Below are 22,455 nucleotides of genomic sequence, written 5' to 3' on the forward strand. Positions count from 1 at the left end.
GGTTCAACCCCCCAGGTTGAGAGTGAGTTTGGTGACGGAGAACGCCTCGGCGTAGCGCGCGTGGCATTCGATGCCGCGGATCCGGGCAAGGCCGAGGAAGGCCTCCCGGTCGTACCAGGGCCGGTGCCGCTGCGAGGGGTAGTGCTCCTGCAGCAGCCGCACCTTGCGTTCGGCCACGTCCGGCGACAGCGGCTGGTACGCCGCCGGACGGCCCAGATCGCCGTCCCACTTGACGATCTCGTAGCCGAGCACGAGGTGGTCGCGGAACGCGGTGGACACCAGCTTCGCCAGGCCGCGGTGATCCTGGTGCGCGTCATCGGTGCGCGGGGCCAGCACCAGGTCCGGCTCAGTCCGCGCCCGCAGCTCCTCGACCGTGGCCTTGGCCTCGTCCCAGTGCGCGGGCAGCCGGCCGTCCGGCAGCTTGAGCACGGTCAGCCGCAGGTCGGCGCCCGGGCAGAAGGCGGCGAGCGCGGCCTGCTCCTCCTGCTCCCGCTCGCCGCCACCGCCGGAGAGCACCAGCACGTCGACGCGGACACCCGGCCGCGCCAGGCACAGCGTCAGCAGGGTGCCGCCGGCGCCGATGGCGATGTCGTCGCAGTGCGCGCCCAACGCGACGAGCCGGTCCAGGCGCCCGGCCCCGAGCCGGATCACGCGGTCCTCACCGCGGCGTCGCGTTCCCACACGGCCCACGGGCGGTCGCCCCGGGTGTAGGCGTCGTCGAGCGCGGCCCGCTCCTTGACGGTGTCGGTCGGCTTCCAGAAGCCGCGGTGCTGGTGCGCCACCAGCCGTCCCCGCTTGGCCAGTTCGGCGCAACCGTCGGCGACCAGGTCCCCGTTCTCCGGTATGTGCTCGAAGATCTCCTGGCGGAGCACGAAGTAGCCGCCGTTCTCCCACAGCGGCAGCTCGCTCACCGGGGTGATGCCCCCCACCAGGCCGTCGTCGCCCAGGTCCACGCAGTGGAACGAGGACTGCGGCGGCACCACCATCATCGACGCACCGGCGTCGCGCCGGGCGAACCGGTCGATCATCTCCGGCAGCGGGGCGTCGGTGAGCACGTCGGCGTAGTTGGCGAGGAACATCTCGTCGCCGTCCAGGTGGTGCCGCACCCGGCGCAGCCGCTCCCCGATCGGTGACTCGACGCCGGTCTGCGCGAACGTGATCGTCCAGTCGGCGATGTCGGTGGACAGCAGCTCGGTCCGCCCGCCCCGCAGCACGAAGTCGTTGGACGTCGTCTCCTCGTAGTTGAGGAAGAACTCCTTGATGTGGTGCGCCCCGTACCCGAGGCACAGGATGAACTCCGTGTGCCCGAAGTGTGCGTAGTAGCGCATGACATGCCAGATCAGCGGCCTGGGGCCGACCATCGCCATCGGCTTGGGCATGTCGTCGAAGGCTCCGCTGCGCATCCGCATCCCGTAGCCGCCGCAGAACAGTACGACCTTCATGACTCGACCTCGACAATGCTCAGTTCCGGGATGGGAAAGACCAGCCGGCCGCCCCACTCGTGGATGAAGGAGAGTTGCCCGACCAGCTCGGCCCGCAGGTTCCACGGGAGGACGAGGACGTAGTCCGGCCGGTCGGCGCCGATCCGCTCGGGCGGCAGGATCGGGATGCGGGTGCCCGGGGTGAACCTGCCGTGTTTGTACGGGTTGCGGTCGACCGTGTACGGGAGCAGGTCGGGCCGGATGCCGCAGTGGTTGAGCAGGGTGTTGCCCTTGCCCGGGGCACCGTAGCCGACCACCGTCTCGCCGCGCTCGGCCGCCTCGATGAGGAACTTCAGAAGGTCCCGGCGCACCTTGGCCACCCGGGTGGAGAACTCGGAGTACCCGGACAGCTCCCGCAGCCCGGCGGCCTTCTCCCGGTCCAGCACCTCGGCCACCCGGCGGGTCGGCTCGCCCGCCACCTCGGCCGGCCGGGCCCACAGCCGCACGGAGCCGCCGTGCGTGGGCAGCAACTCGACGTCCACGAGCGCGAGTCCGCCGCTCGCCAGCGCCCGGATCGCGGACGCGACCGTGTAGTACTGGAAGTGCTCGTGGTAGATCGTGTCGTACTGGTTCTCCTCGATCAGGGTGAGCAGGTGCTGCACCTCGATGGAGACCCAGCCGTCGTCGGCGACCAGGGCGCGCAGGCCCCGGGTGAAGCCGACCACGTCGGGGATGTGCGCGTACACGTTGTTGGCCACGACCAGGTCGGCCGGGCCGTGCTCGCCGCGGACGCCGGAGCCGGTGGCCGGGTCGAGGAACGCCGTGAGCGTGGGCACACCCGCCTCCCGCGCCGCGGCGCCGACGTTCACCGACGGCTCGATGCCGAGGCAGCGGATCCCCCTGTCCACCATGTGCCTCAGCAGATACCCGTCGTTGCTCGCGACCTCGACCACGAAGGCGTCGGGCCCGAGCGCGAGGCGCTGTACGGCGTCGGCGACGAACGTGCGCGCGTGTTCCACCCAGGACGTCGAGTAGGAGGAGAAGTACGCGTACTGCGTGAACGTCTCCTCCGGCGTGATGAGCGGAGGTATCTGCGCCAGCCAGCAGTCCGTGCAGACCCGCAGATGCAGCGGGTACGCCGGCTCCGGATGGTCCAGTTGGTCCGCGGCGAGAAAGCTCTCACACGGGGGCGTCGCCCCGAGGTCGACGACGCTCACCAGCGCCGCCGAGCCGCACAGTCGGCATCGTGTCATCTACTGCCCCCCATTGATTGCGTCCCCCATCGGTTCCGACCGGCCCGCGATCGCGGTGCGGTACTCATCCACCAGGCGCTCCAGCCCGACGGCCGGGCTGAAGCGCTGTTCGTAACGGTGCCGGGCCGCCCGGCCCATCTCCCGGCCCAGGGCCGGCCCGGCCGTGATGCGGCGCAGGCACGACGCGAGCGAGGCGGGCTCGCCCGGCCGGTGCAGCAGCCCGGTCACCCCGTCCTCGACGAGTTCGGCGAAGGCGCCGTGACCGGCGGCGACGGCCGGGACCCCGGCCGCCATCGCCTCCGCGACCACCAGACCGAACGTCTCCAGGGCCAACGAGGGAGCCACCACGGCGACCGACCGTCCGACGGCCTGTCGGCACTGATCCGGATCGAGCAGGCCGACGTAGCGCACGTCGTCCCGGCCCGCGGCCCAGGCGGTCACCTCCCGCTCCAGCGGCCCGGCGCCCGCGAGCACGAGCGGCACGCCCACACCGCCGTGCGCGGCGATCTCGTCCCACGCGGCCATGAGCGGCCGCACCCCCTTGGCCTCCGCGAGCCGGCCGAGAAAGAGCAGGTGCTCGCCGTCGCCCACCCGGCAGGCGCCCGGGTCGGGTACGAAGTTGTACTTCACCGTCAGCCGCTCGGGTGGCATGCCGGACCGCACCAGGACGTCGCGCTGCGCCGCCGAGATGCAGAAGAACCGTTGCACGCCGGACCACCAGCGCCGCCGGTTGACCGTCAGGCTGACCGCGAGCGGCACCGTCGCAAGGCGGGAGTTCCGGTAGCAGCCGTGCCGGACGGCGGGCAGCGACGCCGTCGACCCGACGCACTCGGTGCACGTGCGGCCGTCCCGGTGCAGCGTGCCGGGCGGGCAGACCTGGGTGTAGTTGTGCAGCGTGGCGACGGCGGGCACACCGGCGTCCGCGCAGGCGGCGATGACGGCGGGCGACAGGAGCGGGAAGACGTTGTGGACGTGGACGACGTCCGGCCGCTCGGTGCGCAGCCGCGCGGTGAGTTCCGTGCGGACCGCCGGGTTCCACGGCACGAGGAGTGGCACCGCGGCCTTGCCGAGGAGGGACCGGTCGGCGATGTCGTCGCTGCGCCGTTCGAACATCTCGACCCGGTGGCCGGCCGCGCGCAGCAGCCCCACTTCCTGGTCGACGACCCTGTTCTCCCCGCTCGGCTGCGCCGAGGAGTAGCGGTTGTGCACCACGAGGACGTGCATGGTCAGGTCACCTCCCGGTTCCGGGCCCAGCGCGGGATACGTTGTCGAGGGACTGCGGGCGTCGTCAGGGGCGTGGCCTTCGTCAGGGGCGTGGCCGCGGCGGGTGCCGCCAGCAGCGAGGCGGCCAGGGCCAGATGCAGCAGATACGGCGAGGCGTCGCCGAGGCCGGCCTCGGTGTACGACGAGATCGCGACGTAGCTGATCAGGAAGATCGCGCAGGCCCTCGACGGCGACGGCGGCCGCAGCAGCGCGACGCCGCCCAACACGATGACGAACGCCGCCACCAGGGCGACACCGGTCACACCCTGCTCGTTGTAGACGGCCAGCCAGCTGTTGTCGATCGGCAGCCCGCCGAACGACTTGTCACCGAGGCCCGTGCCGAACAGGTACTCCGCGGTCGTCCGGGGCGCCGCCAGCAGGGCGTCCCAGACCTTGGCCCGACCGGTGAAGCTGGAGAAGTTCTCCTTGCTCTGTCCGCGCAGGAACCACGCCTGCAGCGCGGAGCTGAACACCACCGCGGCCACCGTGGCGCACAGCACCGCCCAGGCGAAGAACCGGCGGGCGGCGGAACTGGTCAGGACGAGCGAGCCGATCGCCAACGCGAGCCCGACGAGCAGGCCGAGCGTGGCCGTCCGGGTGTGGGTCAACGCGAGCAGGACGAGTGACGGCACGATGACCAGCGCCGCGCCTGCCCTGTCGATCCGGCGGCCCAGCACGAGCAGGACGGTGAGCCCGATGATCACCGCGGCGTACTGTCCGATCTGCGGCGGGGTGAGCGGCCACAACGCGCCGACAAGGCGTCCGCCGTAGTACTCGGGCAGGGCCGTGCCCGGCGAGATGACGAGGCCGGCGGCCACCGATCCGAGCACCGCGAAGTACATCCGGATGTGGTGCCGGACGAATGTCGGGCCGCCGTCCCACCAGCGGCTGAGCAGCCACAGCGTGCCGACGAAGAGAGCCAGCCGGGCGCACCGGAACAGCGCGCCGAACCCGACCTCCAGGTTCGCGCTGGAGATCACGCTCGGCACCAGCAGCAGGGTGAGCAGGAACAGGAAGGCGCTGGCCCGGATGCGCAGCCGGAGATTGAGCATGAGCGCCAGCGCGAACGCGGCGGCCAGCGCGCCCATGGTGACCATCTGGATGAGGGAGCGGGGCAGTGTGACGATGGTCTTCGCCCCGGCGGAGCCGAGTGTGTTCAGGCCCAGCAGCGCCCAGACGATCCCGACGGCCTTCGGTGTGCCGGCCGGGCGCGGTTCGGCGCCGGGCTGCGTGCCCGCCGTGTCCGGTCCGTCCGGCAGGACGCCGCGCCTCAGGTTCCCGTCCATCTCAACCACCGGCCCCTGGGTCGAAGGTGCTGCCCGCGTCCTGCCGGTAGGGCGGGCCCTGCCACTGCCCGGAGTCGAGCTTGTGGTCCGTGTCGACCGCGATGAAGCTCCACGGTCCGCGGTAGCTGTTGTCGTGCCAGCGGTTGTGCTGCTTGTGGGCGATCGCCTCGGCCACCAGCTTGCCCTTGTACGGCGACCAGTCCGGATAGGTGCCGTAGTTGGCGAGGACCGCCATCCGGCCGCACTTCGCCGTGCACTTGACGACCGACGTGTCCAGCAGGAAGCGGTTGTCGTGGATGTCCACCCGCTGGGTCTTCCACCGGCAGTCGGCGAACAGCGGTGCGGTGGCGATCGCCGGTTTCGCGCAGCGGTCGGTGTCCTTCACCAGCAACGTGCAGTAACCGGTCGAGGTGTTGGCCGGGCTGTTGCAGAACCGGTCGGCGTTCTCCCACAGGGTGATCCCGTTCCAGTTGTCCTCCAGCACGTTCCGGTAGATCTCGATCTTGTCCGTGCGCGCGCGGATCCGTGGTTCGCCCCCGGCCTCGGACACGTAGACGGTCGCGTACGGGAAGTCGTCGCCGCGGTCGGCGTACCTGCGGCCCTCGACCCAGTTGTTGTGCCGGATCGTGTTCTTCCGGATGACCGCGTTGTAGCTGGTCTCGTACATCAGCGCGGCACCGTCGTTGGCCTCGAGCAGGTTGTCCTCGATGAGGAAGTCGTTGTTGTTGTTGTCCGCCCAGAGCCCGGCCCCGCGGTTGTCGTGCACCCAGTTGCCGCGTATCTCGGCGCCGTCGACGGCCCAGAACTTGACGCCTCCGGTGCAGCCGCAGCCCGGCTTGCGCCGCTCCCAGTCGTCGGTGTTGTTGCCCACGATCTCGTTGCCCTCGACCACCAGGCCGCGGATGGAGTCACCGGTCTTGTACGCGTTCATTCCGTACTGTCCGTTGCCGCGCAGACAGCTGGCGCGGACCTGCTGGCGTGCACCGGCCATCAGCCCGGCGCCGGAGTTGTACTGGATCTTCGTGTGCTCGATCACCCACCCGTCGGCCATGTCATGGTTGACCACGCCCTCATCGGGCGGCGCGACGAAATGCTGCACGGTCAGATAGCGGATGGTGACGTCGCGGGCGGTACCGCTGAACGCGTAGTTGTTCTTCCTCCCGCCGTCGAGCACCGCGCCCGGCGCGCCGAGGTAGCGGTTGCCCTTCTTGGCGATGACCTGGGCGTAGCGGTCCGCATCGAGCCTGTGCTTGCCCGGTCGAAGCCAGAACGTGGTGCCCGGGGGGCTGCTCCTGGTCTTCGCGGCCAGGTCACCGACCACCGCGGGGTCGACCGGCACCGCGCCCGCGGGTGCCTCCACCGGCCCGGCCGCGGGCTCGGCGCACACCCGGGCCACGGGCGTGGAGGGCGCCTTGGACGCGGCCGGCGCACCGGCCGGCTCCGTCCGGGCGTCCGGCGTGTGCGTACAGCCGGTCGCCGCCAGCAGGGCCAGCGCCAGCGGTGCCGCCGGCCACGCCCAGCGCCGCCACTTGATCCCCACGCGTCCTCCCTAGCCGCGGAACCTGAGTACGGTGGTGAACCCCTGCGTGCCGTCGGTGAAGCCGGTGCCGACCAGCGTTGTGGCGGGTTCCTTGCGGCCGAAGCCGGCGGAGTACCAGCCGAGCGGCGGGTCGCTCTCGCCGCGATGCGCCCGCCAGGACAGCTGCCCGGGCAGGTCGAGCGCCGCGGAGCGGTCCTCGCCGTCCCGGGTCCAGGTGAGCACGGCCCGGTTCCCCTCCAGGTCCGCGGCGATCGCCGGGCCGAGGTGGAACGCCAGCCGCACCGCACGGCGCGGGCCGCGCACCTCGTCGACCACCCTCAACTCCTGGCTTGCGGCTGTCAGTTCCACCTGGCGGCGGTGCACGGACGGCCGGTAGCCGTCGTGCTCGGCGCACCAGCGGGCCACACCCTCGTGGGATGTGTCCGCGACCAGGACGCGGCTGCGGGCATGCCGGGTCCACAGGAACGGGCCACCGGAGACGGACTGGTCACCGCCGTCCAGCTGCAGGGTGTTGTGGCCGAGGGTCGACCGGAAGTACCGCCGCCACTCGGGCTGCCCGTGGTAGCAGAACGTCCCGGGGTCGGCGAGCACGTCCACCCCGTCGTGCCGGACCTCCACGGACAGCGCGTCCGCGTGAGCGTGCGCGGCGATCGACAGGAATCCGTGCGGGCCGCCGTCGCAGCGGCACCAGATCTGTGCCGGGCCGCGCAGGATGGTGAGCCCCGCGTCGGCGAAGTGGGCCGGCCGGCCTGCCGGGCGGGTGACGGCCGGCGCGGTGCCGTCTTCGGCGTACGGCCGGATGAGCGCCGCCAGCAGCGGGGTGCGCACATCGGTGCCGGTCACCTCCGGCCACCAGGCGAGCCGGCCGAACACGGCGTCCCCGGTGGCCAGCAGCGAGGCCCAGCGGTCGGTGCCCGCGCCGTCCACGACCAGACCGTGCCCGTCGTCCGCATCCCCCTGGCGCGGCGGCCGCAGCCGGCCGTCCACGACGGCGGCGAGCGCGTCGGTCATCCGCAGCAGCACCAGCCGGACGGACGCGGGGACCGGCACGCCCGCGGCGTCCGCCTCGGCCACCGCGGCCAGGCCGAGCTCCAGCACCAGCCCGTGATAGTCGGTGGCCAGTTCGCGGTTGAGGCCGGAGCCGAAGGTGTTGCTTCGCAGATGCCGCTCCAGCGACCGCAGCGCGTCGGCACGCCAGCGCGCCGAGGCGGGGAACCAGCCGAACGCGCAGGCCGCGGCGAACTGCCCGGCGGCCTCGGCGATGACGTGGTTGTTCGCCGAAGACCCCCGGCTGGGGAAGGCGGCCAGCCAGCGCTGGTGGTGCCAGATCTGCCGGAGCGCCACCGGGTTGCCCTCGAACAGGTCGGCCGCGCCCGGCCAGCCGTCGAGCAGCCGGCGGATCCACACCCAGGACAGCAGCCGGATGCCCAGCTCGATGCCGCTGGTCCAGTGCACCCCGCGCAGCGGCGCATTGGCCGCCCACCACGACCGCAGCTGCCCGGCCACCCGCTCGGCGTACCGCTCGTTCCCGGTGAGCGCGTAGGCCGCGGCGAGCTGGGTGAGGTACTGATGCCGGGACAGCTCCCAGATCTGCTTGATGTCCCCGACCGCGTCCTCGTCGCGGTACGGCACGTCGAAGGCGTAGCCCCACGGAGCGCGGCGCCCGGTCTTCGGGTCGCGGCACCAGTCCGGGTCGGCCAGGTCGTCGCGGTCCACCCCGAAGTACTGGGCGTGCCCGGCCATCAGCCGGTCCGCCTCGGCGACGAGACGTTTCGCGGCGTCCGGCGGCACCGCGGCGATCGTCCCCGCGGGCAATGCCGCGGTGAACCGGGCGCCGGTCACGCTCGGGCACACCGGCCGCGCCGACCGCCACCGCCGCCTGCGCACCGCGTCGCCCACCCGGCCGCCGACCTCCCGCGGACCCATCCGGGACAGTCGCCGCAGGTACCAGCCCGGACTCCCCGAGCTCACCGTCATCGCGCCCTCGCCAACGTCACGGGCGCACCGCCGGCCAGGCCGGCCCGCACGGCGAGGGTGGCCGCCGTGGTGGCGGCCAGCGACTCAAGCGGCACCGGCATCGGCCCGCCGGTCCGCACGGCCCTGATGAACGCGGCCAGTTCGGCGTTCTGGCCCTTGTCCCGGGCCTTGGGAAGGCGCGAGCCGACCCACTGCTTGCGGCGGCCGTCGTAGACAGTGGCACGGACGAAGTCGTCGAGCCGCAGTGCCCTGCCGTCCGCGACCAGGTCCAGCGTCTCCTTGGGGAGGCCGGCCGGGCCGGTGGTGACGTAGCTGATGGTGGCGGTGGACCCGTCGGGGTAGCGCAGTACGACCTGAAGATCCTCGTCGCCCGGCGTGCTGATCGCGTACACCGAGACCGGGTCGGCGCCGAGCAGCCAGCTCGCCGTGTCGATGAAGTGCCCGCCCTCGCCGGCGAACCGTGAGCCCTCGCTGCCCTGTTGCAGGTACCAGCTGCCGTGCTCGAGCCGGCCCGCGTTGACCAGGTAGCGCAGGCTCGCCGGGCCGGTCCGGGCACCGAACCGCTTCCTGGCCTCGTTCAGCAGCGGCGCGAACCGGCGGTTGAAGCCGACCTGCAGCCGGTCGTTGCCGGACTCCTCCACCGCCGCGAGCACGCCGGCCAGCTCGTCCTCGGTGAGCGCCAGCGGCTTCTCCACGAACACCGCCTTGCCGGCCAGGAGTGCCTGCCGGGTCAGTTCGGCGTGCGAGCTGTGGCGGGTGACCACGAACACCGCGTCGACGGACTTGTCGCCGAGCACCGCGTCGAGATCGGTGGTCGCCTCGGCGAAGCCGAACTTGCGCTGCGCGTTGGCCGCGGACAGCGCCGTCGTGGTGACCACCGTGGACAACTCGACGCCGTCGCGCCGGGACAGGTGCGGCAGCAGCATCGACGTCGCGTAGGTGCCCGCGCCGACGAACGCCAGCTTCAACGGGGTCCCGGCGGCCCGGGCCCGGCCCGGGCTCACGTTCACCGCGGGCACGGCCACCGCCGGGGCCTCGGCTTCCGCGGCCCGGCCGGGGTGGCCGGGGTAGCGGAACAGCACGGCCACGGCCTTCAAGTCGCCGTCCTTGAGGCGCTGATACGTCCCTACGGCGTCGTCGAAGTCGGCGACGTGCGAGACCAACGGCTCCACGTCGACACGCCCGCGGGCGACGAGATCGAGGAAGCACGCCAGGTTGCGCCGCTCGGTCCAGCGCACATAGCCGATCGGGTAGTCCCGCCCCTCCAGCTCGTACTCCGGGTCGTAGCGCCCGGGGCCGTACGAGCGGGAGAACCGGACGTCCAGCTCCTTCTCGTAGTACGCGTTCCACGGCAGGTCCAGACGGCACTTGCCGATGTCGACGACCCGGCCGCGGTCCCGGCTCAACCGCGCGGCCAGCTCCACGGGCTGGTTGCTGCCGCCGCCGGCGGCCAGATACACCTGGTCCACGCCCAGGCCGCCGGTGAGTTCGGCGACGGCGGTTTCCACGGCCGCGGATCCGGGATCGCCGCAGGCCGCCGCGCCCAGGCGTTCGGCCAGCTCGCAGCGCACCGGGTCGGGGTCGGCCCCGATGACCCGGACACCCGAGGCGGCCAGCAACTGCACCACCAACTGCCCGATCAGACCGAGGCCGATGACCAGTGCCACCTCGCCCAGGTGCGGCTCGCCACGGCGGACGCCCTGCAACGCGATCGACCCGACGGTGCCGAAGGCCGCGTGCCGCGGCGCGAGACCGTCCGGCACCCGGGCGTAGAGGTTCTTCGGCACCCAGTTCAACTCGGCGTGCAACGCGTGCTCGTTGCCGGCGCAGGCCACGAGGTCGCCGGCCTTCACGTCCTCGATCCCGGCGCCGACCTGCTCGACCACCCCGCACAGCGAATAGCCCAGCGGAGTGTAGGAGTCCAGCTTGCCCATCACCTTGCGGTAGGTGGCGGGCACCCCGTTGGTGGCCACGCTCTGCACCACCTTGGCCACCTGGTCCGGCCGGGAGCGTGCCTTGCCCAGCATCGACATGCCGGCCTCGGACACCTTCATCAGCTCGGTCCCGGTGGAGATCAGCGAGTAGGCGCTCCGCACCAGCACACCACCCGGCTTGCAGCGGGGCACCGGCACGTCGAGCAGCGCCAGCTCGCCGCTCTTGTAGTTCTGCACAACCTGTTTCACCCGAAGTCCTCTTGTCTCTATGCCGGTGAGGCGCTACGCCGCCGAGGGGGAGTTCCGGCCGGGCCCCGAGGTCGCGCCGCGGTACCAGTACTCAAGGGTCAGCACATGCCACAGATGCTTGGAGAAGTCCCGGTGCCCGGCGGCGTCCTCGGCGACCAGCCGGGCCAGCGCGTCACGGCGCAGGAACCCGGAACGGACCAGCTCGCCCTCGTTGATCACCTCGCGCACCAGCGGTGCCAGATCCCGGCTCATCCAGGCGCGCAGCGGGGCGCTGAACAGGCCCTTGGGCCGGTACACGATCTCCTGGGGCAGGATCGAGCGGGCCGCCTCCTTGAGGACCGCCTTGCCCTGCCGTCCGACGATCTTGCGGTCGCCGGGCACGGCGAACGCCGCCTTGACCACCTCGACGTCCACATAGGGCACCCGCACCTCGGTCGACGCGGCCATGCTCGACCGGTCCGTGTAGGCGAGGTTCAGGCCCGGCAGGAACATCCGGGCGTCGCCCAGGCACATGCGGTTGACGAAATCGTCCAGGTCGTTGTCCTGGTAGATGTCCGCATGCTCCGTCAGCACGTCCTCGACCGTTCCGGCCAGATCCGGATCGAGCAGGGCCAGCAGCTCGTCCCGGTCGTACATGGTGTAGCTGCGCCGGAACGCGGTCTCCTCCGGCAGCTCGGCGAAGGACAGGAACCGCTTCGCGAAGCGCACCGACCGGTACCCCCGGCGGGCCGTTGCGACCGGCAGCCGGTCCACGGCCCGGGACAGGCCGCGCCGCAGCGGCCGCGGGACGCGCTGGTAGCGCAGCGCGATCAGGTTGGCCAGGTGCTTGCGGTAACCGGCGAACAGCTCGTCGGCACCCATCCCCGAGAGCATCACCTTGACCCCGGCAGCCCGGGCGGCCGAGCAGATCAGGAACGTGTTGATCGCGGCGGGGTCGCCGATCGGCTCGTCCAGGTGGTACGTCATCCGCGGCAGCAGGTCGAGGACCTGGGGGGCGATCTCGATCTCGTGCAGGTCGACGCCGAACCGCTCGGCCACCCGCCGGGCATGGCGCAGGTCGTCCGGCATCGCCTCGATGCGGGCGTCCTCGGCGCGGAACCCGATCGTGTAGGCGGAGATCCCGGGTCGGTCGCGGGCCGCCAGCGCGGTCAGATAGCTGGAGTCGAGCCCGCCGGACAGGAAGGTCGCCACGGGCACGTCGGAGAGCAGATGGCGCCGGGTCGACTCCTCGACGACGGCGGCGACATCCGGCTGCTCGCCGCCCCGGGCCCGCTCCCGACCCTCGGCGGCGACGTCCTTCAGATTCCAGTACCGGCCGCGCTCCACCCGGCCGTCGGGCCGGCACCGCAGCCAGCTGCCCGGCGGCAGCTTCTCCGCCTCACGGAACGCGCACCGGGTGTCCGGCACCCAGTAGTACAGCAGCGAGGCCACCAGCGCCGCATGGTCCACCTGGAGCGACCCGCCGGTCACGGCGGCGAGCGCCTTCAGCTCGGAGGCGAACACCAGGCCCTCGCCGCGCCGGAGCAGGAACAGCGGCTTGACGCCGAGCTGGTCGCGGGCCAGCACCAGGTCACCGGTGCGCTCGTCGAAGATCCCGAACGCGAACATGCCGCGCAGCCGGGGCAGACAGTCCGTGCCCCAGCGCCGCCATGCCTCCAGCAGCACCTCGGTGTCGGAGGTACCGCGAAAGCGCACCCCGGCGGCCGCCAGTTCGGCACGCAGCTCGGGCGCGTTGTACAGCTCGCCGTTGTACGTCAGGGCGAGGCCGCCCGAGACCATCGGCTGGGCGCCGGTCTCGGACAGGTCGATGATGGCCAGCCTGCGGTGCCCGAGGTGCACCTCGCCGTCACCGACGGGGTGGCTGTAGCGGCCCGCCCCGTCCGGACCGCGGTGGGCGAGGGCGTCGGTGAGCCGGTCGGCGACGGCCTTCCCGTCCGGCCAGCGGTACGTGCCTGCGATGCCACACATGTCCTACCGCGCCTCCTGGTCGCCGTCCGGAACCCGCGCCGCCCATGTCGGCAGCCGCTCCGTCTGCCGCCGGCCCTCGCCCACTGCCTGAACGGCGTGGGAGGTACCCCCACCGTTGTGCCGGCCCGTCCGCTCGCTCTGGCCGCGCAGCGCGGTGTGCAGCCCGTCCCACAGCGTGCCGTCGGTCCGGTCACGCGGGTCGGGGTCGATCAGCACCACACCGATCACCGCGATGCGCTGGTCCGCGAGCTGCCGCGCCACGGTGTGCAGCCATGCGGCGCTGCCGTGCCCGGCACGCACGACGAGCACGGTCTGCGTGCCGAGGTACTGAAGGTCGGTCCACGCCGTGCCGGGCGCCACCGAGCCGACGCCGAGCCGGCGCTCCTGGCGCGGCACGGCAGCGGCACGCTCGCCGCTGACCACGGTGGGGTCTCCCGGCCTCGGGCGGCGGCCCGCGAGTTGCAGGCCGGGCAGGGCGTCGATGACGACCACCGGCCCGTCCGCAGCCAGTGCCCTGCCGAGGTCCAGGGCGATCACGCTCGTGCCGCGCGCACAGCCCAGCTCCAGCAGCGACACCGGTTCCGCGGAGCCGCGCGCGGTGCGGGCCAGCAACGCGGTGAGCCGTTCGCGTGCCACCCGGGTCCGTCGGCGCCGCCCCAGCCTGCCCGGCCCGCGGGGCAGTTCCGCGATGACCGAGGCGCCGAGGTTCGCCGCGATGTCCCGGCGCAGCACGGGGCGGTCCGCCACCACCGTGCCGACCGCGGCCACCGCCAGCCCGAGGACCAGCCCGAGGACGAGTCCGATCGCGGCGTTCGTGGCAGCGGTCCTGGGCAGGGAGTGCCGCACGGTGCGCGGCGCGTCCACGATCTGTGTGCCGGCGACGAGCCGGGGCGTGCCGACGCGTGCCTCCGCTGCGCGCTGGCCGAAATCGGCGATCCGCGAGGTGAGTTCGGCCCGGCGGGCGAACAGCGACTCCATGTGCGCCGACGCCTGTGGCCCGCTCTGCGGTGATCCCTCTCCGATCGCCTTGTTGACCTGGTCGAGTTCGCCCTGCATCCGGTCGCGCTGGTCGAGCAGGGCCTTGGCCTCGGCGTTCGCGGCTTCCCGTATCCGCCGCACATGGTCCGCGACGAACGCGTCGGCCAGCGCCTTGGCACGGGTCATCGCTTCCGTGCCGCTGGCACCGGTCACAGTGATCTGCAGCAGGTTGTTGGTCAAGCCGGTCCCCCCGTAGTCCCGCATGAAGTCCTCCGGTTTTTCCGGGGAGTCGAGCAACCGCAGGGCGTCACCGGCGATCCGCGTGGTGTGCAGCAGCGCGACATCGGTGCGGATCAGCGTTCCCGGATCGTTGGGCTGGTCCTCCTGGTGCGCGACCAGCACCTTGGTCACCGCGGTCGGCGGTGGCGGCCGCAGGGCCGCCAAGGCGGCGCCGACGAGCAGCCCCAGCAGCGCCATGGAGCACCACAGGCGGCGCCGCCTGCGCACCGCCACCACCAGCGCCTGCAGGTCGAGCAGCGGAGCGGCGGTGGACGACTGCGACGTCGTACTCGTCGTCACCCTGGACTTCCCTTCGCGTCGTCGCCCACCGCGAGCACCGGCGCGGCGGTGTGCCGGGGACGGCCGACGGACCGCGTCGCACGGGCCAGGACCGGGCCGGCCAGGACGATGCCGACGACCTCGTGCTTGGCGTCCGCACACGCCTCGGCGATGCCGGCGAGTTCCGCCGCGGTCCAGTTGCCCGCGCTGAGCACGACCAGGGCACCGGACTCGTCGTCGCGGTCCGCCACCATCGGCTGGGACACGCAGACCCCCACCACCCGCAGCAGCGGATCGCTCCCGGCCTCGGCGGCGAGCCGCCCGGCGGCCCGGCGGGCGATCTCGTCGCCGTCCGGGACGACGACCAGCAGCCGCCGGGGGGCCGGCAGCCGGTCCCTCAGGCGGGCGCACACCCGCCGGTAGCGGATCTGCCGGCCGGCCTCGTCGCCTGAGGCCGGCGGGGTCGGTACGTCCCACCGGATGTCGGCGCCCAGCAGCCGGCGGAGCCGGGCCCGCGGGCCACGGCCTTCCGCCCGGCGCCCGGGGCGTTCGTCGGGTACGTCGACGGTGCCCAGCAGCGCCGAGCCCAGCGCCGCGGCGATCTCCGGCGGGGTGCGCAGCCGGCGACTCATCCGCGCGGCGGCCAGCTGGCCGACGACCGCGAGCAGGAAGAACAGCAGCGCCCCGGCGGCGATGAGCTGGATCCTCGTCGGCGGTGCCTCGCCGGCCGGCCGGGCCGCGGGACCCATGACGACCATGTGGGCCTTGTCGGCGGCCGGGCCGGCCTGGTCCAGCTTGTTGACGGCCTCCTGCAGCGAGGTGCGCAGCTTCGCGAGTTCAGTGCGGGTCTGCACGCTCTCCACGGTCCGCCCCGGATCGGTCGCGTCGGCCAGCTCGGTGATACGGCGGCTGGTCCGCACCACCATCTGCTGCAGTGCCGTCAGCTGTGCCGCCGCCTCGGGGTCGGTGTCGTCGTCCACGATCCGCGCGGCGAATGTGACGAACTGCCGGGCCACCTCGTCCGCGAGTCGCTGTGCGCGCTCCGGGGTGCCGGCGGTGCCCGAGATCGTGATGATGTTCCCGTCGGCGGCCTTGGCACCGACCCGGTCCCGCAGGTCGCGGCCGCTGACCCCGGGCCAGTGGAGCGCGGCGGCCGCGCGGTCGGCCACGGCCGAACTGGTCGCGATCTCCGTCTGGGTCAGCAGCTCGCGCTCCTCCCACGCCCCCGGCAGCAGTACCGACGCCGACGTGGTGTAGCGCGGCGGAACCAGCACGGAGGTGCCGTAGCCGACGAGCGCGCCGAGCAGGGTGAGGATGGTGAGGAGCCGCCGGCGCCGACGGATCATCCGCCCGATCGTCACCAGGCGTATCGTGTCGTCGCTCAACGGCGCGGCCTCCGCCCTGCCCGGTCCGTCTCGCCCGCCGGCGCCGTGGCGCGGTCACGGCAGGCGGCGGCGTAGGCGGCGAGCAGTGACGCCTGTGAGTTCCGCCAGGACAGCGGCCCGCTGATCCGCTCCTGGCCGATCTTGCCCATCAGGTCCCGCTTCTCCGGATCGTCCAGCAGCAGCGCGATGAGCCGTGCGAACTCGGCCTCGTCGTCGGCGGGTGCGTAGACGGCGGCGTCACCGGCGGAGACGCGCGCCTCCCTCAGATCGAAGGAGACGACCGGCCGGCCCATCACCATGTACTCCAGGACCTTGTTCATTGTCGACACGTCGTTGAGCGGATTGCACGGGTCGGGGGAGAGGCACACGTCCGCGGTGGACAGGTAGCGCACCAGGTCGGCGTCGGGAATGCGCCCGGTGAACTGCACCTGGTCGACGAGCCCGAGCCGCCCGGACAGCTCCACCATCGCGTCGAAGGTGTCGCCGGCGCCGATGAACACCGCATGCCAGTCGGTCCGCCCGAGGTCGTCGCGCAGCTTCGCGAGGGCCCGCAGGGCGTAGTCGACGCCGTCCTGCGGGCCCATGACGCCGAGGTAGCACAGCAGATGGGGCTTGCCGCGCTTCAGCTCCGGCTCGGGCGGCACGGGGTGGAACCGGGCGATGTCGGGCGCGCTGCGCACCACGAAAACGTCCGCGGGCCGCCGGCCGCCGCGGCGCACCGCGACATCCCGGTAGCTCTCGTTCGTGGCGAGCACGACGTCCGCGGCCCGGTAGGTCAGCCGTTCCAGCGCGCACACGGCCCGGTAGAGCAGGTCCTCGCCGCGGCCGAACCGGGACAGGTACAGCTCGGGCACCAGGTCGTGCTGGTCGAAGACGAACCGGGCGCCGCGCCGCTTCAGCCACAGGGCCGGCAGGAACAGCAGGTCGGGCGGGTTGCAGGCGTGCACCACGTCGACCGGGCCGACCTTCCGGGCCAGCCGGAGGGTGTGCCAGAGCGCCGATCCGTACTCCCGCAGATAGCCGGCCGGCCCTCCGGTGGCCGCGCGCAACGGGTAGCGGTGGATCCGCACCCCGTCGATCTCCGCCTCCGCCTCCGTGTCCCGCTTGCTGCCCCGGGGACAGATGACGTGCACCGTCCAGCCCGCGTCGCGCAGCGTCGTGCACTCCTGCCACACCCGCCGGTCGAACGGCACCGACAGGTTCTCCACGAGGATCAGCGCGCGCCGGCCCGGCCGGTCGCCGCTCGACGTGTCACCAAGCAAGGCCCATGTACCCCGGTTCGGCCTGACGCGCTTCGGCGTCGGGAAGGCGGATGAGGTCGACGATCACCGGGCCGTCGCCGCCATGGGGCAGCGCCGACAGCACGTCCGGATCCCTGGTTCCGACGAGGCACACCTCGGCGTGCTCAAGCACCTCGTCGACGGAGTCCGCGAGGAGTTGCGCGAGGTGCGGCAGCCGGGTCTCGATGTACTCGCGGTTCGCGCCGAGCAGCCGGGACAGGCTCACGTTGGCGTCGTAGATCCTCAGGTCGTACCCCTTGCCGAAGAGTCTTTCCGCCAGCTCGACGAGCGGGCTCTCGCGGAGGTCGTCGGTGCCGGGTTTGAAGGACAGCCCGAACAGGCCCGCCCGGCGCTTGCCGGTGCGCTCGACCAGTTCCACCGCGCGCTGCAGATGGTCGGAGTTGGAGGGCAGCACATGGGCGAGGATGGGCACCGAGACGTCGGCCCGCTGCGCAGCGTGGACCAGGCTGCGCAGGTCCTTGGGCAGGCAGGAGCCGCCGAAGGCGAAGCCGGGCCGCAGGTAGGCGGGGGAGATGTTCAGCTTGCGGTCGGCGAGGAACACGTCCATCACCTGGTGCGAGTCCACCCCGAGCGCCTGGCACACCGCGCCCAGTTCGTTCGCGAAGCCGATCTTGAGGCCGTGGAACGCGTTGTCCGCGTATTTGATCGCCTCGGCCGTCGGGACGGGCACCCGGAACATCTCGCCGGGCAGACCGTCGTACAGCGCCGCCACCGCGTCGCCGCTTGCCGCGTCGAGTTCGCCGATGACGGTCTTGGGCGGGTCGAAGAAGTCCCGTACGCTCGTGCCCTCGCGCAGGAACTCCGGGTTGACCGCGACCCCGATGTCCGCGCCGGCCGTGCCGCCGACGTACTTCTCCAGGATCGGTACCAGCAGGTTCAGGCAGGTGCCCGGGAGCATGGTGCTGCGGAACACGACGGTGTGCCGCCCGCCGCGCCCGCCGCGATCGGCCAGTGCGGCACCGATCTGCTCGGTGACCCGCTCCAAGTACGTGGTGCACAGGCTGCCGTTGGGCTCGGACGGCGTGCCCACGCAGACCAGCGACACCTCGCTGTCCCTGATCGCCTCGCCGACGTCGCCGGTGGCGCGTAACGCTCCGGTCCGCACGACCTCGGCGATCAGCTCGCCGATCCGCTCCTCGACCACCGGGGCCTTGCCCTCGTTGACCAGGTCGACCTTCACCTGGTTCACGTCCACCCCGATGACCTCGTGACCCATGTCGGCCAGGCACGCGGCCGACACACAGCCCACGTAGCCGAGCCCGAACACGCTGACTCTCATGACTCGTTCCTCCCCCCGGGCAGGCCCCTGCGGCCTGCGGTCCGTGCGCCGGCCAGGCCGTTGAATCCCCGGCCCCCGCGCATCAGTAGGCCCCCTGTCCGTGGAGCACCGCACGCAGCGTCTTCCACAAGATCACCGTGTCCAGGGCGAGCGACCAGTCCTCCACGTACCGCAGGTCCAGCCGGACCGCCTCCTCCCACGACAGGTCGCTGCGTCCGCTGATCTGCCACAGGCCGGTGAGTCCGGGCTTGACCAGCAGCCGCCGCCGGATGTCCGGGCCGTACGCGGCGGACTCCTCCGGCAGCGGAGGCCGCGGACCGACGAGCGACATCGATCCGGTGAGCACATTGAAAAGCTGCGGGAGTTCGTCGATCGAGTACCGGCGCAGCACGGTTCCCACCCGGGTCACCCGCGGATCCCGGCGGAGCTTGAACAGCAGGCCGGCCCCCTCGTTGCGGGCGGCCAGTTCGGCACGTGCCCCGTGCGCCCCGGCCACCATGGTGCGGAACTTGAACATGGTGAACTCGCGGCCGTCCTTGCCGACCCTGCGCTGGCGGTAGAACGCCCCGCCCCGGCTGTCCACCAGCACGAGCAGCCCGACGAACACCATCAGCGGCGCGAACAGCACCAGCAGGAGCGCCGCGCCCAGCCGGTCGACGACCTCCTTGACCGCCCGGCGGCCCCCGGTGAAGGCCGGCATGCTGACCCGCAGCAGCGGGATCCCGAGCACCGCGTCGACGTGCAGCCGCGGGCCGGCCACCTCCATCAGCACGGGGGCCACGATCATCTCCGCGTCGCTGCCTTCGAGGTTCCAGGCCAGCCGCTGCAGCCGGTCCGGTGACCAGTGCGGGTCCGGTGTGACCGCGACGACCCGGTAGCCGTCGCGGCGGACGTGGCCCGCGACGTCCGCCAGCCGGCCGACGACCGGCACTCCGTCCAGTTGGTCACCGTCGAGCCCGGCACCGCCCGTCGTGCACACCGCATCCACCCGCCAGCCGAGGTGCGGGAACTTACGGGTCCGGGTGATCAGGTCGCGCACGGTGGCGGTGCTCCCGGCGGCGAGCACCGGCCGCAGGCACCGCCCTTCCTTGCGCTGTCTGTGCAGCCACAGGCGCAGCACATACCGCGCGGTCATGGAGATGAGCGCGATCGCGGGGATCGCGACGAAGATCCAGAGCTTGATGTTGCGCGAGGTCAGGGCGATCCCGCCGAGCGCCAGCACGACGGTCGCCGCGAACAGTGAGCGTCCGAGCCGGCGGAATTCCTCGGCGCCCTGGCCGAGCACGGCCGGGGCCCACGACCGGCTCACCGCGAGCGCCCCCAGCACCAGCAGCTCGGTGCCGAATGCGAGAATCCCCCACTTCTCGTGCCAGTTGGCCGCGTCCCGGGCCCCGAAGAAGTTGCCGATCGCCGTCACCACGCAGGCGGTGGCCACGGTGTCGCTGATGATCACGGTACGGCGGTACCGCTGCTCCCAGTCGATCGCGGGCCGGCTGATGTCCCCGTTCGCCAGATGCCCGTGTGCCGACGGAAACGGGCTGACCAATCCCCCTTGCCGCACAGAACCCCCCAGGTCCGGTCGCAGTGGTCCGACGTGTTCGCCTCACACTGATCCTTCGCGCGGAAGGCCCCCGCCCCCCGTGCCGCGCTGTTCCTTCCCCCCGGGAGGCCCCCACCTCCCGCGCCGCGCTGTTCCCTCCCCCCGGAGGCCCCCGCCCCCGCGCATGGCATCCCGGCTATGTCCGAGACGGGTGAACAACCCACCCTGACGGCAGCGGACTTGCAGGTCCCGCACCCCTTAAATGCGCTGGTGTTCCGCAGCACCGGACCTATAGATCATTAACGGTCGGCTCGTGTCCGAACAGCTGAAGCACGGTCAATCTAGACCATCGGTGCCGGTATGGAGAGAGGATGTGTGGAATTTGTGCGCAAGCTTTGAGACGGGTGTCGCAAGGGGCCTTCCCAGGGCTCCGGCAGCGCGGACGAGTGCCCCAACACGACTGTGGGCAGAGCCAGTTGCTCCGCCCACCCACGCACGTGCCGCGCGTCAGCCGATCCCGGTCGCACCGACCGCCTGGACATAGTCGTCTGCCAGGAGCGGGGAGTGCGCGAGGAATCCGTCCGCGGCGAACGCCTCCACGAGATCCGCGGTGTACGGGATGAGGGACCGGGTCAGTTCATCGAGGGCCGGGTCGATCCGCTGGACCTGTTCGGCGCTGAGCAGGCCCTCGCACAGGTACCAGGCGGCGTCCTTCGCCAGTTGTTGCAGGGCGTGGATCGCGCAGAGCCTGTCGGCGACCTGGGCGGCCTCGCCCTCGGGGAGGCCGTCGACCGCCGTGAGAGTGCGGTCCAGGACGAGACCGTGGCCGTATGCCTCGCCGAGTTCGCGTGCCTTCATGAGGTGCGGGTTCCAGGCGTCGAAGGAGTCCTCGGCCGCCGGGGCCTGCGCCACGGCCTCGGCTGTGCGCCGGGCGAGGAAGCAGACCCTGCGGCGGTTCAGCTCACGCCAGAGTGCCTTGTCCGTCAGGGCCATCTCCCGTGTGTGCAGGGACGGATCGGGGCCGGGAAGCTCGACGGCCCGGGTCACCAGGTCTCGTGCGGTGTCCAGGACGATGAGGAGGTTGTCGCCGCCTCCGGCGTTGAGCATGTGGCCCAGGCCCTGATAGTCCAGGTATCGACTGGAGGCCAGTGCTCCCAGCACGCCGCAGCGCAACCTGCATTCGGCCGTCACGCGCTCGGTGGTCCAGGCGGCCATGACCTTGGCCATCGCCAGTTCGCTGTTGACGGGCGCCCACGGAGCCCATGTCATCGTGCCGATGCGGGGTGCCGAAGCGCGCTCGCCGCGCCGCCATGCCGCGATCAGCTCGATGCGTGCCGAGCGGGCGGCGCTGGCCAGGCATGAGATGGCCATGGCGTCGGCCAGGCAGCCGAAGAGCGGGCGATGCTGGGTCGTGTACTCCAGGACCGGGAGTGCGGTGCCGATGCGGGCGGTGGTACGGCGCCGCGTGGAGAAGTGCAGGGCGGAAGCCGCCGCGACCGTGCTCACGGCGGCCAGCGCGCCGGACATGCCCGCCCACACGTTCTGGACGGTGGAAACGGATCGCAGCAGCCGCTTGTCACGGTTTTCCACCGGATCGCTGAAGTTTCCCGCGTCGTCGATCGACGCGTCGTCACTGAGCCAGTTGGCGCGCGGCAGCCAGACCCGGTCGAACCGGGTCAGGGAATAGTCCATCGGTACGACCCCGGATCGCGTGATGGTGGTGTGCACGCCGGGAGTCGGGCCTTGGCCGTCGGCGAGTCGGATCACGAACGGGAAGGCCCCTCGGTCCTTTCCCGCCACGATCAGTCGCGCCGTGACCACGGCGATTCTGGGCACACCGCCGAGGCCGACGTTGCCCATGAATTTCTGGGCGCCGGGATCGGGGGTGTGGAGGATGAATCCGTCCGTCTCGCTGTCGTAGACGGCTTCGGTCCGCACTTCGAGCTGGCTGTTGCCGCGTCCGATCTCGGTGATGAGGAAGGAACCGACTGCTTGCCCCGAGACCAGTGCCTCTTTGAAAGGACGCAGCCGGTCGGCGGGGTCGGTGAAATCCTCCAGGAAGGACAGGCACAGCCCATGATGAATGATCATGGCGACCGAAAGGGACGGGTCCACGACGGCGGTGGCCGCGACCAGCGCGAACAGGCGTTCCGGATCACGAGCCAGATTGCTTCCCCGCGGCAGGGCTTCGCAGATGTGCCGCAGCCGCCGTATGGTCAATCGGGTCTGTTCGTCTTCGGTGAGGCCGGTGTGCGGACGGAAAAGCTCATCGCTGAGCAGCCGGGTGGCCTCCTCCCTCACCGCTGCGGACGTTTCCCCGTGCAGCAGTGCGCCGAATGACTGATGCCATGCCGTGGAAGACGCCATGACTTCTCCTTTGCGGGGCGGGGGAGGCGATCGGCGGAATCCGTGTCCAGCAGTGGACCACCCCGCGACCCGCCTCGGACAGATGCTCCGCGGACGCGATGACCGGTATATCGGGCGGGTTTGTGCGCTTGTGAAGGGCGCGAGTGCGGGTGTAAT

The 22,455-nt window shown here is 71.9% G+C and carries 15 protein-coding genes; all 15 read right to left on the reverse strand.

The window, feature by feature from the left end:
• Nucleotides 1-3 precede the first annotated feature (3 nt).
• The 15 genes from ACIRFL_RS19420 to ACIRFL_RS19490 all read right to left on the reverse strand — a co-directional run bounded on the left by ACIRFL_RS19420 (nt 4) and on the right by ACIRFL_RS19490 (nt 22,299).
• Nucleotides 4-651 carry a PIG-L deacetylase family protein gene (locus tag ACIRFL_RS19420; RefSeq protein WP_404029841.1) on the reverse strand — a complete coding sequence of 216 codons (648 nt, stop codon included), beginning with the start codon at nt 649-651 and terminating at the stop codon, nt 4-6.
• Complete coding sequence (locus ACIRFL_RS19425; protein ID WP_404029843.1) at nt 648-1,442, reverse strand: glucose-1-phosphate cytidylyltransferase; 795 nt, start codon at nt 1,440-1,442, stop codon at nt 648-650. Before ACIRFL_RS19425 ends, ACIRFL_RS19420 begins: the two co-directional genes overlap by 4 nt.
• Nucleotides 1,439-2,674, reverse strand: coding sequence for a class I SAM-dependent methyltransferase (locus tag ACIRFL_RS19430; protein ID WP_404029844.1), 1,236 nt, complete (start codon nt 2,672-2,674; stop codon nt 1,439-1,441). Before ACIRFL_RS19430 ends, ACIRFL_RS19425 begins: the two co-directional genes overlap by 4 nt.
• Entirely contained in the window at nt 2,675-3,898 is a 1,224-nt protein-coding gene (locus ACIRFL_RS19435; RefSeq protein WP_404029846.1) for a glycosyltransferase family 4 protein, read from the reverse strand.
• A 2-nt stretch (nt 3,899-3,900) separates the two neighbouring features.
• Nucleotides 3,901-5,223 carry an O-antigen ligase domain-containing protein gene (locus ACIRFL_RS19440; RefSeq protein WP_404029848.1) on the reverse strand — a complete coding sequence of 441 codons (1,323 nt, stop codon included), beginning with the start codon at nt 5,221-5,223 and terminating at the stop codon, nt 3,901-3,903.
• A 1-nt stretch (nt 5,224) separates the two neighbouring features.
• Nucleotides 5,225-6,763 carry a right-handed parallel beta-helix repeat-containing protein gene (locus ACIRFL_RS19445; RefSeq protein ID WP_404029850.1) on the reverse strand — a complete coding sequence of 513 codons (1,539 nt, stop codon included), beginning with the start codon at nt 6,761-6,763 and terminating at the stop codon, nt 5,225-5,227.
• A gap of 9 nt (nt 6,764-6,772) precedes the next feature.
• On the reverse strand, nt 6,773-8,740 hold the full coding sequence (locus tag ACIRFL_RS19450; RefSeq protein ID WP_404029852.1) for an alginate lyase family protein: 1,968 nt from the start codon (nt 8,738-8,740) through the stop codon (nt 6,773-6,775).
• Entirely contained in the window at nt 8,737-10,923 is a 2,187-nt protein-coding gene (locus ACIRFL_RS19455) for a bi-domain-containing oxidoreductase (RefSeq protein ID WP_404029853.1), read from the reverse strand. Before ACIRFL_RS19455 ends, ACIRFL_RS19450 begins: the two co-directional genes overlap by 4 nt.
• A gap of 33 nt (nt 10,924-10,956) precedes the next feature.
• Nucleotides 10,957-12,891: an asparagine synthase (glutamine-hydrolyzing) gene (asnB, locus tag ACIRFL_RS19460; RefSeq protein WP_404029855.1), complete on the reverse strand. Its 1,935-nt coding sequence runs from the start codon at nt 12,889-12,891 to the stop codon at nt 10,957-10,959.
• 3 nt (nt 12,892-12,894) lie between these two features.
• Complete coding sequence (locus ACIRFL_RS19465) at nt 12,895-14,448, reverse strand: Wzz/FepE/Etk N-terminal domain-containing protein (protein ID WP_404029857.1); 1,554 nt, start codon at nt 14,446-14,448, stop codon at nt 12,895-12,897.
• Nucleotides 14,445-15,812: a Wzz/FepE/Etk N-terminal domain-containing protein gene (locus tag ACIRFL_RS19470; RefSeq protein WP_404029858.1), complete on the reverse strand. Its 1,368-nt coding sequence runs from the start codon at nt 15,810-15,812 to the stop codon at nt 14,445-14,447. The genes ACIRFL_RS19465 and ACIRFL_RS19470 overlap by 4 nt, the downstream gene beginning before the upstream one ends.
• On the reverse strand, nt 15,809-17,074 hold the full coding sequence (locus ACIRFL_RS19475) for a glycosyltransferase family 4 protein (protein WP_404029860.1): 1,266 nt from the start codon (nt 17,072-17,074) through the stop codon (nt 15,809-15,811). The genes ACIRFL_RS19470 and ACIRFL_RS19475 overlap by 4 nt, the downstream gene beginning before the upstream one ends.
• Nucleotides 17,064-18,392 (reverse strand): nucleotide sugar dehydrogenase, encoded by a 1,329-nt coding sequence (locus ACIRFL_RS19480; protein WP_404029862.1) that lies wholly within the window; start codon nt 18,390-18,392, stop codon nt 17,064-17,066. The genes ACIRFL_RS19475 and ACIRFL_RS19480 overlap by 11 nt, the downstream gene beginning before the upstream one ends.
• Nucleotides 18,393-18,474: 82 nt before the next feature.
• On the reverse strand, nt 18,475-19,953 hold the full coding sequence (locus ACIRFL_RS19485) for a sugar transferase (RefSeq protein ID WP_404029864.1): 1,479 nt from the start codon (nt 19,951-19,953) through the stop codon (nt 18,475-18,477).
• A 486-nt stretch (nt 19,954-20,439) separates the two neighbouring features.
• A complete protein-coding gene (locus ACIRFL_RS19490) occupies nt 20,440-22,299 on the reverse strand; it encodes an acyl-CoA dehydrogenase (protein ID WP_404029866.1) in 1,860 nt (619 codons plus the stop codon).
• Nucleotides 22,300-22,455 lie beyond the last annotated feature (156 nt).

This window comes from Streptomyces sp. NPDC102462 (assembly GCF_044765425.1).
Lineage (GTDB): Bacteria > Actinomycetota > Actinomycetes > Streptomycetales > Streptomycetaceae > Streptomyces.

Bases quoted from the DNA above. Each gene is read 5' to 3' on its own strand.
- ACIRFL_RS19450 (WP_404029852.1), bottom strand. From the start codon at position 8,740: ATGACGGTGAGCTCGGGGAGTCCGGGCTGGTACCTGCGGCGACTGTCC.
- ACIRFL_RS19425 (WP_404029843.1), bottom strand. From the start codon at position 1,442: ATGAAGGTCGTACTGTTCTGCGGCGGCTACGGGATGCGGATGCGCAGC.
- ACIRFL_RS19430 (WP_404029844.1), bottom strand. From the start codon at position 2,674: ATGACACGATGCCGACTGTGCGGCTCGGCGGCGCTGGTGAGCGTCGTC.
- asnB (WP_404029855.1), bottom strand. From the start codon at position 12,891: ATGTGTGGCATCGCAGGCACGTACCGCTGGCCGGACGGGAAGGCCGTC.
- ACIRFL_RS19490 (WP_404029866.1), bottom strand. From the start codon at position 22,299: ATGGCGTCTTCCACGGCATGGCATCAGTCATTCGGCGCACTGCTGCAC.
- ACIRFL_RS19480 (WP_404029862.1), bottom strand. From the start codon at position 18,392: ATGAGAGTCAGCGTGTTCGGGCTCGGCTACGTGGGCTGTGTGTCGGCC.
- ACIRFL_RS19440 (WP_404029848.1), bottom strand. From the start codon at position 5,223: ATGGACGGGAACCTGAGGCGCGGCGTCCTGCCGGACGGACCGGACACG.
- ACIRFL_RS19435 (WP_404029846.1), bottom strand. From the start codon at position 3,898: ATGCACGTCCTCGTGGTGCACAACCGCTACTCCTCGGCGCAGCCGAGC.